11 protein-coding genes are annotated in these 15573 nt (G+C 45.7%); 6 read left to right on the forward strand and 5 right to left on the reverse strand.

What is annotated here, in order from left to right; genetic code table 11:
• Positions 1 to 10: 10 nt before the first annotated feature.
• Positions 11 to 313, reverse strand: a complete 303-nt coding sequence (locus QUB35_RS11285) for a hypothetical protein (protein WP_333142006.1) — start codon at positions 311 to 313, stop codon at positions 11 to 13.
• Here QUB35_RS11285 and rpmB point away from each other — a divergent pair.
• Positions 307 to 543, forward strand: coding sequence for a 50S ribosomal protein L28 (gene rpmB / locus QUB35_RS11290; protein WP_006634309.1), 237 nt, complete (start codon positions 307 to 309; stop codon positions 541 to 543). The genes QUB35_RS11285 and rpmB overlap by 7 nt on opposite strands.
• Before the next feature lie 79 nt (positions 544 to 622).
• Here rpmB and QUB35_RS11295 read toward each other — a convergent pair whose 3' ends face one another.
• The 3 genes from QUB35_RS11295 to proS form a co-directional block, all read right to left on the reverse strand.
• Positions 623 to 2686, reverse strand: a complete 2064-nt coding sequence (locus QUB35_RS11295; RefSeq protein WP_333142007.1) for an adenylate/guanylate cyclase domain-containing protein — start codon at positions 2684 to 2686, stop codon at positions 623 to 625.
• A gap of 139 nt (positions 2687 to 2825) precedes the next feature.
• Positions 2826 to 5798, reverse strand: a complete 2973-nt coding sequence (locus QUB35_RS11300; protein ID WP_333142008.1) for an adenylate/guanylate cyclase domain-containing protein — start codon at positions 5796 to 5798, stop codon at positions 2826 to 2828.
• Positions 5799 to 6333: 535 nt separating this feature from the next.
• The gene (proS, locus tag QUB35_RS11305; protein ID WP_333142009.1) at positions 6334 to 8172 is read right to left on the reverse strand and encodes a proline--tRNA ligase; all 1839 of its coding nucleotides are present in this window, start codon (positions 8170 to 8172) and stop codon (positions 6334 to 6336) included.
• A gap of 85 nt (positions 8173 to 8257) precedes the next feature.
• Here proS and QUB35_RS11310 point away from each other — a divergent pair, with 85 nt between their 5' ends.
• From QUB35_RS11310 to QUB35_RS11325, 4 genes are all read left to right on the forward strand, one after another.
• Positions 8258 to 8563, forward strand: coding sequence for a hypothetical protein (locus QUB35_RS11310; protein WP_333142010.1), 306 nt, complete (start codon positions 8258 to 8260; stop codon positions 8561 to 8563).
• Positions 8564 to 8851: 288 nt separating this feature from the next.
• Positions 8852 to 9865, forward strand: coding sequence for a hypothetical protein (locus QUB35_RS11315; protein ID WP_333142011.1), 1014 nt, complete (start codon positions 8852 to 8854; stop codon positions 9863 to 9865).
• An 80-nt stretch (positions 9866 to 9945) separates the two neighbouring features.
• The gene (locus QUB35_RS11320) at positions 9946 to 10251 is read left to right on the forward strand and encodes a hypothetical protein (RefSeq protein WP_333142012.1); all 306 of its coding nucleotides are present in this window, start codon (positions 9946 to 9948) and stop codon (positions 10249 to 10251) included.
• A 506-nt stretch (positions 10252 to 10757) separates the two neighbouring features.
• Positions 10758 to 13940, forward strand: a complete 3183-nt coding sequence (locus QUB35_RS11325) for an MFS transporter (RefSeq protein WP_333142013.1) — start codon at positions 10758 to 10760, stop codon at positions 13938 to 13940.
• An 86-nt stretch (positions 13941 to 14026) separates the two neighbouring features.
• Here the strand turns inward: QUB35_RS11325 and QUB35_RS11330 are convergent, their stop codons facing one another.
• A complete protein-coding gene (locus QUB35_RS11330) occupies positions 14027 to 14614 on the reverse strand; it encodes a Uma2 family endonuclease (RefSeq protein ID WP_333142014.1) in 588 nt (195 codons plus the stop codon).
• Between the two features lie 288 nt (positions 14615 to 14902).
• Between QUB35_RS11330 and QUB35_RS11335 the strand changes: the two genes are divergently transcribed.
• On the forward strand, positions 14903 to 15382 hold the full coding sequence (locus QUB35_RS11335; RefSeq protein WP_333142015.1) for an orange carotenoid protein N-terminal domain-containing protein: 480 nt from the start codon (positions 14903 to 14905) through the stop codon (positions 15380 to 15382).
• The last annotated feature ends 191 nt before the right edge of the window (positions 15383 to 15573 follow it).

Below are 15573 nucleotides of genomic sequence, written 5' to 3' on the forward strand. Positions count from 1 at the left end.
CCCCCCCTTGCTAAGGGGGGGCTGTTTCATTCTCTTGTAGGGGCAATCCCCCCGTGGTTGCCCCCATGTCCCAAACGCCTGTGAAATCGTCTGTGGGTGGGGGCGGGCACGGGGGCACCGCCCCTACAAAAGCCTGATTTTGGTGAGAATGAAACCGCCCTGCCCTTGCTAAGGGGGGGAGCAAGAGTTTATTTCTATTGGTAAAGGGATAAGTCAAGCCTTCTTCCTTCTTCCTTCTTCCTTCTTCCTTCTTCCTTCGGGTATAATGAAATGCTGCACGCAAAAAACGGTAATCTGGAGGGAAGTATGTCACGGAAATGTCAGCTAACGGGGAAGAAGGCGAATAACGGTTTTGCAGTTTCTCACTCGCACCACCGCACTCACAAATTGCAAGACGCCAATTTGCAGTGGAAGCGGGTTTGGTGGCCGCAGGAGAAGCGCTGGGTAAGATTGCACCTTTCTACAAAGGCGATTAAAACCTTGCAACACAAGGGTTTGGAAATCATGGCGAAGGAAGCTGGAATTAACCTGTACAAGCTTTAAAAAACTTGGCTAGCGTAAAAGTAAGGGCGATCGCACTCTCAAGCGTGCGATCGCCCTTACTTTTAGAGAAAAACCTTTACTAAACCAATTTTCGGCATTTCAGTAAATAAGTAGTCATCTCGCCTTTGCCTTTAACTTCGATCGCGCCGCGGTTTTCAAATGAATACTTTTCTCGCAACTGCTGATAAGTTGTCTCTGTTACCTGAATACACCCCGGCAAGCCGTGAGATTCCATGCGGGAAGCGGTGTTAACGGTGTCTCCCCACAAATCGTAAATAAATTTTTTAATTCCGATGACTCCGGCGACAACCGGGCCAGTGTTGATGCCGATTCTGATGCTGAAATCTTGATTGTGGATATTGCTGAAGTCAGTAATTGCCTGCAGCATATCGATCGCCATTTCTGCGATCGCTTCTGCGTGATCCGGGCGAGGAATTGGCAGCCCTCCTACTACCATGTAAGCGTCGCCAATCGTCTTAATTTTTTCCAAACCGTGCCTTTCTGCTAGGTTGTCGAAGGTCGAAAAGATGTCATTCAGCAAGGCTACTAATTGTGTTGGAGAAACTCGCGAGCTCAATTGAGTAAAGCCTACTATGTCCGCAAACAAGACAGTAACGTCAGCAAAGGTGTCTGCGATCGTACTGTCTCCTCGCTTCAACCGATTTGCTATTTCTTCAGGCAAAATATTCAACAACAAGCGTTCTGATTGTTCCTGTTGCACTCGCAGTGCACTTAAAGTATCATTCAGAGCATTAGTTCGTTCTTTCACTCGAAATTCTAACTCTTCATTCAGCTTGTAAAGTGCCATTTCAGCCCGCCTGCGGTCTGTGATATCCGTACCGATTGCCAGCATTCCCGCGAACTTTCCTGCCGCGTCAAACAGCGGTTTATTTGCCCAGGATACCCAAACCCGATCGCCGCTGCGCCGGATGCTTTCATTTTCATTTCGCGTGTATTGTTCTGGGTTTTGCAAAATATCTCTCAACTTTGCTGCCAAGTCATTTCCTGTTGTATCTGTCTGGGGAATAATTGTTCCCACGGCGTTTTTGCCAATTATCTCTTTTTCATCGTAACCAAAAAACTTCTGTGCAAATTCGTTAAAAAAAGTAATATTTCCTGCCCTATCTATTTTTAAAATAATGCTGTTAGCATTTTCCACTAATTCCCGATACTTAATTTCGCTTTGGCGCAGCGAATCCTCTGCTGATGCGCGTTCGGCTACAGTGGCGGCCAACAGCAGCGATGTAACTACAATTACGCTCATAAAAGCCTGCAAAAATAAGATTGCCTGATTGATATTTTCCGCTTTGGCAATAAAAGGCCCGCCTCCCTGAGAACCGCCCCAAATGGCGATACTGGATACAATGAAAGATGCTAAAACCGCCCCTACCTGACCGAATTGAATGGTTGCCCAAATTACTAAGGGAAATGGCAAGTATTCGAGGGGATAACCGGAGAGATTACTTTCACTTTTTGAGTTGTAGATTAGCCAACTGACTGTTACTAATAACAGCAGGCATATTCCGGCACCGATGCGATTGAGAATCGTTTGAGAAGCTGTATTTGGTGAAGGGCGGGGCGCTGGTTTGTGGTTGTATATAATCAACAGCAGGGGAGTAAAGATTAACACTCCTAATGTATCTCCGAGATACCAATTCCATCGAATGTTCCAATATTCGCTCCAGTCAACTAAACCAGTTACACAGAGGCGCAGCGTGCCGAGAGTGCAGTTGATTTGAGTGGCAACTATAGCGCCGCCCAAGACTAAATTGACTACATCTATGAGCCGAGATAGTGATGAGCGAAAGTTGAGTCTTCGCAACAAAGCAAATGCAAAAAAAGCTTGCAAGCAAGCACTTAACGCAGCTAACAATGCACTAAAAAATGACATTTTGTTGATAGTCTCGAACAAAAATACGCCTAAAGCTATTCCCGGCCAAACTCGCCGACCCAATAATAAAAGTGCAGCTTGTGCAATTCCTGCCGGCGGCCAGACGCAGCTAGCTAATGTATTGACGCCTGGGATTGAAATTGCTATTTTTCCTCCCAAAGCGTAAGCAAAAGCAATGGCAGCTACTTTTGCTAAGTATTGCGAATTTCTAGATTGAGTAAATCGCAGAAACTGATTTTTTTTTGGAATCATACTGAGTGTTATATTTTTAACTAACTATAGCAACCGCCAGCGAATATTAGGATGTTCTTAATTGCTGAAACATGAGTTATTATATTGCTTCTTCCTTCTTTTTATGCTGAGCGAAGCCGAAAAGCCTTTTTCCTTACAGCTATAACTTGATGCCTGTAAGAAAATAAGTGTTCATCTCGCCTTTGCCTTTAACTTCGATCGCGCCGCGACTTTCAAATACATACTTGTCCTGCAATATATCATAAATTGCCGACGTGACTTGAATGCACCCCGGCAAGCCGTGGGATTCCATGCGGGAAGCGGTGTTAACGGTGTCTCCCCATAAATCGTAAATAAATTTTTTAATACCGATTACTCCCGCGACAACTGGGCCGCTGTTGATGCCGATTCTGATGCTGAAATCTTGATTGTGGGTATTGCTGAAGTCAATAATTGCCTGCTGCATATCAAGGGCCATTTGTGCGATCGCCTCTGCATGATCGCTGCGGGGCATGGGCAGCCCTCCTACTACCATGTAAGCGTCGCCAATAGTCTTAATTTTCTCCAATCCGTGCTTTTCTGCTAGGCGATCGAAGGTGGAAAAAATGTCGTTTAGCAAGGAAACTAATTCCGGTGGAGAAATTTGGGAACTAATTTGGGTAAAACCGACTATATCTGCAAACAATACTGTTACTTCGGAAAAAGTATCGGCGATGATGCTTTGGTCTTGTTTTAATCTGTCGGCGATCGCTTGCGGTAAAACGTTGAGCAGGAGACGGTCAGATTTTTCTTGTTCTAAGCGCAAAGCTGCCTCAGCTTGTTTGCGAGTTGTGATATCTTGAACAGTACCTTCGTAATAAAGCAAATTTCCATGTCCGTCGCAGACAGTATAAGCATTCTCCGCAATCCAAATTATACTGCCATCTTGGCGGTAAACTTGAGATTCAAAATCTGATACTGTGCCGTTTTTTCGCATTAATTTAATGACTTCGGCGCGGCGTTGGGGGCATACATATAGCTGGCGGTTAATATTAGTTAAATTTGCCTTCAACTCTTCAAAGGAACTATAACCGTAAATACGAATTAAAGCAGGGTTGACGCTGAGATATTCCCCATCGGGAGTAGTTTGAAAGATGCCGACGATCGCATTTTCAAAAATGCTGCGGTATTTTGCCTCAGCTTGCCGCAGCGCTTCTTCAGCGCGCTGGCGTTCTCGCGCTTCCACTGCGAAAGTTACAGAGTCTGCTAGAGAAACAGCGAAACTTTGTTCTTCAATCGTCCAATAGCGGGGCATTCCTACGTGTTCTAAACAGAGGACTCCTGCTGTTTCTCCGCCTATTTGAATCGGCGTATCTAGCATGGAAGTGATGCCGAACGGAATTAGGTAAGATTCCGCAAATTCTCTCGTTCTAAAATCGTTTTGCGCGTCAAAGGCAGCAATTGCGCGTTCTTCTCGCAGTGCTTGGAAATAGACAGGATAGTCTGCTTCTGCTAATTCCAAACCGTCTGAGTGCTGGTTGACAGCGCGATCGAACAAATCCAGGCACTCGATCTTGGATTTAGTGCGATCGTACAGCCAGACGCTCGATCGGGCAACTTCCAGAGTACGGCTAGCAGTTTCAGTTATTTCTTGAAGCGCCTTTGTTAAGTCGCCTTGATTCAGCGCTTTATTTTTGGCTAAATCAATTAATGCCGATTTCTGTTTCTGTAGCTGAAGTTCGCTGTGTTTCAGGGCATTTGTCCGCTCTTCAACTCGGATTTCCAGCTTTTCATTCAGCTTTTGCAGCGCTATTTCAGCTTTTCGGCGAGCGGTGATATCTGTGCCGATGCAGAGGATTCCCAGGATTTCTCCCGCTGAACCAACCAGCGGTTTATTTGCCCAAGATACCCAAACGCGATCGCCACTGCGCCGGATATTTTCATTTTCATAGCTGGTAAAGCGATCGGGATTTTGTAAAATTTCATGATAAACCAACTGTAAGTTATTCCCTTCGATGTCTGTCTGCGGAAGAATTGTTCCCATTGCATTTTTACCCAGGATTTCTTCCTGAGTGTAGCCAAAGAATATTTCGGCAAATTCGTTAAAAAAAGTAATATAGCCGTCAGCATCCAATTTCATAATAATGCTGCTAGCATTTTCCACCAATTCTCGATATTTTATTTCGCTTTCTCGCAGGGAATTTTCTGCCTCGGCGCGTTCAGCTACCGTCGCTGCCAATAACAGCGAGGTAATTGTAACTACAGCCATAAAAGCTTGCAAAAATAAGATAGCCTGAGTGATATTTTCGGCTTTGGCTATGAACGGCCCCCCTCCCTGAGAACTGCCCATAATTGCGATGCTTGAGACAATGAACGAGGCTAGGACAGCGGCTCGTTGACCGAATTGGAGCGCCGACCAAATTATGAAAGGAAACGGCAAATATTCCAGGGGATAACTAGAAATAGAAGCTTCATTTTTCGACACAAAGACAATCCAGCTCACCCCAATTAATAATAATAACCATACTGCCCGCCAAATTAAATATCTTTGCTGGTGGCCTGTTTGTCTTTTTAAACGATCGGCGGTTACTTTAGGGCGAAAAAATATTAGGATTAAGGGAGTTAAAATTAAAACTCCCATTGTGTCTCCCAACCACCAATTCCATCGAACCGACAAATATTCTGTCCAATCTACTTTGCCCGCAAAATATAGGGAAAACGCGCCAATCGTGCAACTGATTTGAGTAGAAATTAGACCGCCAAACAAGATTAAATTAACTACATCTTTCAAGCGAGCGAGAGATGGACGAAACCCCATCCAGCGCAGGGCAGTTACTGCAAAAACAGCTTGCAGAATTGCCCCGGCGTTTCCTCCCAGCCAAACCGCGAATATCTGTTCATTTGGGTTAACCAAATTTAGCAGAAATGTACCCAAAACTATGGCCGGCCAGACTTTTCTCCCAAACAATAAAAGTCCAGCTTGTGCAATTCCTGCGGGTGGCCACACCGAGGCCGCAAAGGGACTAACACCTTGAATTGAAATTGCTAGCCTCGCTCCCACGGCGTAAGCGACAGCAACGACAGTTACTTGAGCTAAGTACCGCCCAATTCGGGATTGAGGGAATCGCAGAAACTGATTTAGGTTCAGATTCATACCGAGTTTTAAGTTTTAGGGAATTTCACATCTCAAAGAAGAGGGAAGTTCGGCAACGGATTCTGTAACGGATGTAACGGATGTCAGGAAGAAGGAAGAGGGAAGAGGGAAGAGGGAAGAAGGAAGAGAGAAGAAGGAAGAGAGAAGAAGGAAGAAGGAAGAGAGAAGAAGGAAGAGGGAAGAGCATCTCATATTTGTAAAAACACTGGGAGCATCTCATATTTGCAAAAACACTTCTTTCTTCTTCCTTCTGACTCTTTTCTCCTGGCTCCTGACTCCTGACTCCTAATTCCAATTTCGAGCTTTGCTGCTTTCATTGAGATGCTCCCAAAACACTTCTTGTGGCTCCTTCTTTTTTCCTCTTTCCTCCTGCATTTTGCATCCTGCCTCCTGTCTCCTGCCTCCCAACTCCAATTTCTAGCTGGGCTGAAAAAGTGTGATGCTCCCAAGAGGCTCGCAATGTAGGGTGTACACCGGGAACATTGCGAGCCTAAATGTAGGTGCACGGTGCGCGCACCTTACCAATTATAAAGGCTTAGTTGATGGCGGCTTCAATCCACTGTTTTAAAGTAGAATTTACTTCATCAATGAGAATTTCATGTGATTTGTGAGTTGCTCTTTCCACGACTTCAACTTTGCCTGCTTTGAGCGAACGACCCGGAACAATGCGATAGGGAATGCCGATTAAATCAGCATCTTTGAATTTAACTCCGGCTCGTTCGTCGCGGTCATCTAGTAGGGTTTCAATGCCAGATTGGTTGAGTTCTGCATAGAGTTTTTCGGCGACTTCTACTTGTTGGGCGTCGGAAATATTGGGGATGCTAATGATGGCGTGATACGGGGCGATCGCCACTGGCCAAATTATCCCGTCTTTGTCGTAGGATTGTTCTACGGCCGATTGAGCTAGCCGCGACACGCCGACGCCGTAGCAGCCCATCACAAAGGGCATTTCTTCGCCTTGTTCGCTGGTGTAGGTGGCACCCATTGCTTGAGAGTATTTGGTTCCTAATTGGAAGATGTGGCCGACTTCGATGCCTCTGGCGCTTTGCAAGGTTTGTTCGGGGTTGTGCACTGCCCGATCGCCCTTTTTGGCTGTTCTGACGCCTACAACCGTTGCTGGTAGCGGAAATTCTTTATCCCAATTAGCCCCGACAACGTGGTATCCTGATTCGTTTGAACCAGTGACAAAGTTTGTCAGGTCAACTGCGGTGCGATCGACCAAACGCAAAAACTTGGGAGATACCCCCCCTTGCCCCCCCTTGGTAAGGGGGGGTTGGGGGGGGTTGGAGGCGATATAATCATCAGCAAGATCCGGAGCCATATAACCGAGAGGTAAAGATTTAGCCGCCCATTTCCGCTGAGCTTCCGCATCGGGAACAGTCAAAAATAAAACAGTTTTAGCTTGATAATTGCCCGCTAACTTCGTCAACTCATTCAGCAACTTTACCTGATTCACATCTTGGTCGCCGCGAATGCTTACCAAGACCAAGACTGTGATCCCATTCTCGTAAACAGCTTGATAAAGCACATTTTTGACAACTTGCGTCGGAGAACATTTCAAAAATTTGCAAAGTTTATCAATTGTTTCAGTTCCCGGCGTTTCCCGCTTTTCAAACGTTGCAAAGGGCGACGGTTCGGCATCAGCAGGCATCGATACAGCCTTTTCCACATTAGCTGCATACTGACCATCTTCAGTATAAAGAACTTCATCTTCTCCCGCTTCAGCCAACACCATAAACTCTTGAGAACCAGAGCCGCCAATTGCTCCAGAATCAGCATCTACTGCTCGGAATTGCAAGCCCGATCGGCGCAGCATATTGCTATAAGCTTGAGCCATATCCTGATAAGTTTTTTTCAAACTTTCTTCGTTTGTATGGAAAGAATAGCCATCTTTCATAATGAATTCGCGACCGCGCATCAACCCAAAACGCGGGCGAATTTCATCGCGAAACTTAGTTTGGATTTGATAAAGATGTAAAGGCAATTGCCGATAGGAACGAATCATATCTTTAGCAATTGTAGTAATTACTTCTTCGTGAGTTGGGCCCAGTCCCAATTCTCGCTGCTGCCTATCTGTCATGGCAAACATAATACCTTCAGCTTGAGTGTAGGTGTCCCAGCGGCCGGATTCCCGCCACAAATCAGCCGGTTGCAATTGCGGGAGGAGACATTCTTGAGCGCCGGTAGCGTCCATTTCTTCGCGCACAATTTGAGATACTTTTTTGAGAACTCGCCACATTAAAGGTAGATAAGCGTAAATTCCGCTACCGATGCGCCGGATGTATCCGGCACGGAGTAATAGTTTGTGGCTAGGAATTTCTGCTTCTGCCGGGTCTTCGCGCAGGGTAACAAAAAGCATTTGAGATAGTCGCATGGCTGATTTCCTTAAAATACCGGATGAGTGTAATTTTAGATCAACTTCTGATATTATCAGAACTAAGCCCGATTTGATTAAATATATGAATAAAATTTGGCAAAACTACGAAAAAGGTATGGCAGTCTTTGATAATTGTCACTCTCCTACTGTGCAATCTCAGTGGCTTGCCTTAAAAGATGAAATAGGAGAATTTGTTCAAGAACCTAATTTAAGCGAAATTTGGGATATTGTTCATGCTGCTGGTCGATTGCTTTACAAACTAATCGGAATTCCATTATATTTACTGGCCTATCCTACTGTTCGCAAACACAGTCAACGTTTCGAGGAGTACGGCTGTATTCGCAGCATTCGCAACTGTGAGGGTAAATGCTGCGGCAAAAATTCGTAGGGTACGCTGCGGCGCACCTGATATCATGTTTGTTGAATGACGCGCAATTACATTCTAATGACCGACAGCATCCAGGATACCCGCCACGTGATTCATCCGTCCAGAAATAAAAAACCTGTATCCGATGAAACTTGCCGAACGTATTTATCCGTGGGATCAATGCTTCAATTCTTTAATCTAAAATCTAAAATCTAAAATGGATTGACCGGATTCAAAAAACCATGCAACTTGAGGCAAGCGCCAAACCCATATCCAGTAACTAATTCCCCCTCTAAAATCTAAAATCGCATGACCAGATTTATTCACGACCAATTTGCCAAACAGTATCTGAAAGAACTATTAACCCCTCTCGGTAATGTAGAAACCAGCCGGGATGTCGCTGGAGAAGTAAGGCAGGTTGACGTTTTATTTTCCCCGAAAGCAGAACCGGAAGTCGAAGCAACAGCCCTCGGCATTTTGGGTCAAATTGCAGCAAAACCCGCTGTATTTGAACCCTTCCGCAGCCCCGTCCAAATCGGAGAAATTCGCAGTTGTCTGGGCAAACTCTTCGATATCCACGGCGAATTTGAACGCGCGGCAGTTAGAGAAAATACCCGGATTGCAGAGGCAGACTTGCCCCAACTTTGGATACTGTCGCCGACTGTTTCCGACACGATATTAGCTGGATTTCGAGCGATTCCCGAACCGGAAAATTGGGTAAGTGGAGTTTATTTTATGGGTGCGTCTCTGAAAGCAGCGATTATTGCCATTCACCAACTCCCCCGGACTCCAGAAACCCTGTGGCTGAGAGTTTTAGGGAAGGGAAACGTGCAGAAGCAAGCTATTGCCGAATTGAGAGAGTTACCCTCAGATAATGTCTTTCGGTTGAATGCGTTAGAATTGTTGTACAACTTGCGAACGATATTAGAAGTACGTCAAGACATAGATCGAGAAGATCGGGAGTTAATTATGGAACTGTCACCCCTCTACTTGCAACGGTTGGAAGATGCAACTCAGCGCGGTATCCAGCAAGGTATTCAGCAAGGTATGCAGCAAGGTATGCAGCAAGGTATGCAGCAAGGTATGCAGCAAGGTATTCAGCAAGGTATTCAGCAAGGTATGCAGCAAGCTATGCAGCGCGCTCAACGCCTGATGGTTGAGAGTCTCCTACAACTAAAATTTGGCGAGATTGATGAAGAATTAGTCCAAATAATCGAGCCTTTGATTCAGCTAGAACCCCTCGATCGCACGCGACTAATTAGGCAGCTCGATCGCTCTGAATTGCTAGCTCATTTTGAACAAAAAAATCAACCGGAATCCTGAGTCAGCAGCGCACTCTACAATCGGTAGGGTGCGCTCAATATCACTTTACTATTTATTATCGATAAAATCTGGAGTTAATTATGGAACTATCACCCCTCTATTTACAACGGCTTGAAGAAGCAAGTCAGCTAGGTATCGAGCAAGGTATTCAGCGAGGTATCGAGCCAAGTATTCAGCAAGGTATCGAGCAAGGTATTCAGCAAAGTAAACGCCATTTTCTTGAGAGTATATTACAAGTAAGATTTGGCGAAATTGATGAAGAATTAGCCCAAATAATCGAGCCTTTGATTCAACTAGAACCTCTGGAAATCACGCGACTGAGTATGGATCTCGATCGCCCGCAATTACTCGCTCGTTTTGAGCCTAAAAATCCAACGGAATCCTAACTCGGTAGCGCACTATAGCAATCCTAAATGATTTGTGTAATTCTTGTAGGGGCAAAACCCACGCCCGGTTGCCCCGCCTTGGCTGGGCTAGGCACGGGGAGTAGGGGTAGCACTACCCCTACATATTTTTACAACTGATTTAGGATTGCTATATACGATATGTAGAGTGCATCACATCGCACTTTACTACTATTGATAATTGGTGGAGATTGCCCCCGCCTCAAACTTGCCAGTTTTATGCGAACTCTGCTGCTACCAATCCCTTAAAAAGTAATTTCTGACTTTAGACGGATTTATTTTTTAGCTTCCAGAGCCATAATAAGCAGTAAGGATGAGATTACTATAGAACTGAGTTACCACTCATCCCAATGTCACTAATAAGGGCTTCCGTAAGATAAAGCCGAACCCAAACAAAACCTCATCTAAAGATTACAAACACCCCGATAAAAAAGTAGGGGGCAATTTTCGCTATGCCGAGTTAGGCATAAAAATTCAGGAGGTAAATTATGTTTCAAAGCGAGTTATTAATGTCGCTGTACACTCCAAAACTCGATAGGGGCCAAATGCCAGTACAAATGCCAGTACAAATGCCAGTACAAATGCCAGTACAAATGCCAGTAGAAATAGATGTGCCATTTGACCACCCCGATATCGGAGGGCTGATGTTTTTAAGCCCTCAGTTTTTCGTAGCCTTAATCGCCGGAGTCATTATGGCTTTCGGCTTCCAATTCCTGTTAACAAATTTCTCGATCGCCGCCAAGATATCAAATTGGGACGAGGCTTTACCCGACGATGACGATGATGATGATGAGTCCGAAAGTTTAGGCAAGAAAGTTCGGAAAATCGAAGGTTTAGTCGGGGGTTGGATTTTAGTCACCGTTAACCTGGCTTTATTTTTGGCTTGTTTTTTGGCAGTCAAACTAACTTCAATTGCCAGCGTAGACGGAGCGGCAATTATTGGTGTGGTCATCTGGGCTGCGTACTTTTTAACGCTGGTGTGGCTGGGTTCTAGCGCCGTCGGTTCTATGATCGGTTCCTTGATAAAAACTGCTTTTTCTGGCATTCAAGGCGTCATGGGTACTGCTGGTGCTGCGATCGGCGGCAAGATGGCCAGCGACCAAATGGTCAATACTGTAGAGGCATCTGTTGCCGCTGTCCGCCGCGAGTTGAGTTCGGCGGTAGACCCCGATAGCATTCGCGAAACACTGCAAGATTATGTGGGTTCTTTGCAGTTACCGAAATTAGATGTTAAGGAAATTCGCGGTCAATTTGAAAAGTTGCTGGGCGATGCAGATATCAAATCTCTTGCGGGAAGCGACGTTCTGAAGAATGTTAACCGCCAGACTTTTGTGGATTTAGTTAAGAGTCGCACAGACTTTTCTCAAGAGGAAATAACTCAAGTTGCTGACCAACTCGAAGGCGTTTGGAAGCAAACTTTCGGTAAGCAGCAAGAGCAGAAAGACCCGAATTTAGAGTTGGTTGATTTTCTCAAGTTTGCGGCTCCCGATTTGCTGAAGTCTGACGAACTAAATGCCAAGCTGTCTCAAATTCTGGAAAGTAGGGAAAACAAATCGGAATCCAGCAGCCCCATGAAGCGAGCGATGCAGTTGGGAGTGGGCTCTCTTGTGAACACTGTTTTGTCGCGGACGGATTTGTCGGATTTGGATGTTGAAAAAATCACTGGTCAGTTGCAGCAACTGACAGCCAAAGGGACGGAACAAGCTAAATCTTTGGCTTCTAAGGTGGGCGACAAAGTGCCTGCGCTGCCTTTCAATACAGCTAAGGCTGATGTGGAAAACTACTTGATGAATGCCCAACCTTGGCATCTCAACCGGGAGACAATCAAGCAGGAATTTAGGGATGTGATTTACGACCCGGAAGCTTCTCCGGGGGCAGTTTTGCGCCAGTTAGAGCTGTTTAATCCAGATTATTTTGTAGGTATTCTGGGTCGCCGTGAGGGGTTTGCTCCTGAACAGGTGACGGAAATTGCCGAACAGCTTGAAGGTGTCCGACAAGAAGTGTTGGAAATTGTGCAAGCTGCTGCTGGTGAAGAACAGTCTCAAGATTTGCGGAGTCGGATTGAGAATTATTTGCGATCGACCGGCAAGGAAGAATTGAATCCTGAAGGTATCGAGCGGGATTTCCAAGCGCTTTTGGAAGATCGAGATGCTGGTTTTGAGGCTTTGCGCGATCGCCTTTCGCAGTTTAACCGCGATACTTTGGTGCAGTTGCTGGGTCAGCGCGAAGATTTCAGTCCAGAGGAAGCCGATCAGTTAATCGGGCGGCTCGAAAGTTCGCGCGATCGCGTGATTTCTAAAGCTCAAGAATTGCAAGAGCAAGCGCAATCGAAAGCCCAAGAATTGCGGCAAAAGGTAGAAGACTATCTCCGCAATACTAATAAGGAAGAACTCAATCCTGAAGCGATCGAGCGCGAGTTTCAAACGCTGTTAAACGACCCGGAAGCCGGATTTAAAGCGCTGAGAGAACGCTTATCTCAATTCGACCGCGATACGCTGGTGCAGTTGCTGTCACAGCGCCAAGACCTCAGCGAAGAACAGATCAATCAGACGATCGACCGGATCGAATCTGTGCGCGACAACATTATCCACGCGCCGCAAATAGTTGCAGATAGAGCTAAGCAACAGTACGAGGAAGTTACTGCAAAAATTGGCGATTACCTGCGGAATACAAACCTGGAAGAACTCGATCCAGAAGCCATCAATCGGGATTTGACTAAATTGTTTGAAAATCCGAAAGAGGGTGCTTTGGCACTTCGGGACAGACTTTCTCAGGTCGATCGCGAAACTTTAGTCAAGCTGCTGTCGCAGCGGGAAGATTTGAGCGAAGAACAGATCAATCGGACGATCGATCGCGTGCAAGATTCGATTCGCAGCATCGTGAAATCTCCTCGCCGCTTGGCATCTCGCGCTCAAAAAACAGTCCGGGATTTCCAAGGAAGTTTGGAAAATTACTTGCGGAATACGGACAAGGAAGAACTCAATCCTGAAAGCATCAAACGCGATTTGCAGTTGCTGTTTAGCGAGCCGGGAATGGGGATGCAAAGTTTGGGCGATCGCGTGAAGCACTTCGATCGATCGACTCTGGTAGCATTGCTGTCGCAGCGGGAAGATATCTCGGAAGAGGAAGCCAACAAAATTGCCGACCAAATTGAATCTGTCCGCAACCAAATTGTCGAACAAGTTCAAATGGTTCAGGACAAGTTTCAGTCAGCAATGGATGGTATTTTCGGGAAAATCCGGGATTACCTCAATTCGCTTGATCGACCAGAACTCAACTACGAAGGCATCAAGCGGGACTTACGCAAAGTGTTTGATGACCCGCAGGCAGGATTTGACGCGATTAAAGAGCGTTTAGGTGAGTTCGATCGCGGTACTTTAGTTGCCCTGCTGAGTTCTCGTTCCGATATTTCCGAGACTGACGCTCACCGAATTGTTGACCAAATGGAAGGAGCCAGGGACAGCGTTTTATTGCGATCGGAACGCCTGCAACATGAAGCCAAAAAACGCATCAAACAGCTCAAGAAAAAGACCAAGCAGCAAGCAGAAGATGCACGCGAAGCGGCAGCAGCCGCAGCTTGGTGGCTGTTCGGTACGGCTCTGACTTCTGTGGTTGTTTCCGCTTTGGCTGGAGCAATAGCAGTCAACGGGATTTCGGGTTTGTTTAGCTAGATTTTCAACGAGTTTGAAATAAAGTTCTCCTGATTCTAGGCTGGCTGTTTGCCAGCCTATTTTCTTTGGAATAATATCAGAGTCCTTCAGGATTCTATAGTTGGCGGAAATACTCTCGATAAATCGAGCGCCAAGTCGTGAAAATAAGGCAGATTAACAGACTCGTTGGGCAGAAAAATCAGCGTCCTGCGATAACCAAATTGGCCATGGGCATTCTGATACGGATCGCTGTAACATTCCAAGCAAGTTTGTAATAAATTAAATATCCAATAGTTCGAGATTCCGGCTTCAGCATAAAGGGGGAGCTTAACCTGTTTGTCGTAACTCAAAGAAGAATCTGCAATCTCAATCAGCAACAGTATATCCCCTGGACAGGGGTGAGAGGATAGATAGTCGTCAGGGCGATTTTGTACGAGCGAAAAATCAGGTTCAGGTTCGCTGTTTGTCGGTAAAACGATGGGAGATTGACACTGTAAAGTTGCCCGCTCTGCTACTATGGCGCTTAATTCCCGCAATAATCTTCTCAGACAGGTTTCGTGAGCGGTACCTTTAGCTGCCATTTTCACAAGTTCTCCATTAATTAACTCAACTCGATCGTCCTCACTAAAGAACCCCAGTTCTGTCAGGCGGTGATATTCCGCTAGGGTGAAGCGTTTTGCAGTTGCGATCGACATAACAGCCACCTCAATACAGGTCTGTTGCGATTATAGGCGATCGTCGATCGGCTAAACAATGCTAATCCTGAGATCCGCTAACAACAATTTTGTCAAATTTGCCTCATCCTTTGGTTGCAAATATTCCCTATTTTGGTTAATTTACTCGCCGAACTTAGGTCCTGGCTCATCTCTGTCTTAAGCAAGATTCTAGCCTCACTCTTTATTAGGTACTTTAACTTAAGTAGCAAACAAAAGTTTTCTCACAAATAAGAAAACTGAGCAATACATATTATTTTGGAGGCTTGAATGACCTTTACTACTACCAGTGCTTACGACCAAGGAAAAGCAGATATTAAGAAGTTGAGTGTAGACGACCAATTAGGTTTGCTGTGGTTTGTTTACACCCAAATGGGCAAGTCAATAACACCAGCGGCTCCCGGTGCTTCCGGTTCCGAAATCGCTCAGGGTTTGTTCGAGCAAGTCAAGCCGCTGCCCCACGAAGAACAACTACAAGTAATGCGCGACATTGCCTCAAAAGCCAATACCGAAATCAGCCGGATGTACGGCTCGATGAGCCCTGAAACGAAACTGGCTTTTTGGTATTTTCTAGCAGTAGGAATGGACGAAGGAACTATTATTCCTGTCCCTCCAGACTATCAACTTCCCGACGCAGGAAAATCTTTATTAGGAAAGATTGAGGGCATGGACTTCCAGCAGCAAATTGATTTCCTTCGCGGTACAATTTTAGAAATGGGTGCTGAAGCCGCTCCGGGGGCTGGCATTTAAAAATAGGACTTACGAAAAACAACCCGGTTTCTCGGAGAATATTGGGGGCTGCAACGACGCATCTAAGAAGAAACCGGGTTTTTAGCACCGTTTGATGCGTAAGTCCTCAAAAAGATTAGTAAGTAGCTCAAACTAATACGCCGCGCCAGAAACCCGGCTTCTTCAAGAAACCGGGTTTCTGGTTGTTGTGT

This window comes from Microcoleus sp. B13-B6 (assembly GCF_036705405.1).
GTDB lineage: Bacteria > Cyanobacteriota > Cyanobacteriia > Cyanobacteriales > Microcoleaceae > Microcoleus.

Excerpts from the sequence above, each read along its gene's own strand:
- rpmB (WP_006634309.1), top strand. The coding sequence starts at position 307 with ATGTCACGGAAATGTCAGCTAACGGGGAAGAAGGCGAATAACGGTTTT.
- QUB35_RS11295 (WP_333142007.1), bottom strand. The coding sequence starts at position 2,686 with ATGATTCCAAAAAAAAATCAGTTTCTGCGATTTACTCAATCTAGAAAT.
- QUB35_RS11300 (WP_333142008.1), bottom strand. The coding sequence starts at position 5,798 with ATGAATCTGAACCTAAATCAGTTTCTGCGATTCCCTCAATCCCGAATT.
- proS (WP_333142009.1), bottom strand. The coding sequence starts at position 8,172 with ATGCGACTATCTCAAATGCTTTTTGTTACCCTGCGCGAAGACCCGGCA.
- QUB35_RS11310 (WP_333142010.1), top strand. The coding sequence starts at position 8,258 with ATGAATAAAATTTGGCAAAACTACGAAAAAGGTATGGCAGTCTTTGAT.
- QUB35_RS11315 (WP_333142011.1), top strand. The coding sequence starts at position 8,852 with ATGACCAGATTTATTCACGACCAATTTGCCAAACAGTATCTGAAAGAA.
- QUB35_RS11320 (WP_333142012.1), top strand. The coding sequence starts at position 9,946 with ATGGAACTATCACCCCTCTATTTACAACGGCTTGAAGAAGCAAGTCAG.
- QUB35_RS11325 (WP_333142013.1), top strand. The coding sequence starts at position 10,758 with ATGTTTCAAAGCGAGTTATTAATGTCGCTGTACACTCCAAAACTCGAT.
- QUB35_RS11330 (WP_333142014.1), bottom strand. The coding sequence starts at position 14,614 with ATGTCGATCGCAACTGCAAAACGCTTCACCCTAGCGGAATATCACCGC.
- QUB35_RS11335 (WP_333142015.1), top strand. The coding sequence starts at position 14,903 with ATGACCTTTACTACTACCAGTGCTTACGACCAAGGAAAAGCAGATATT.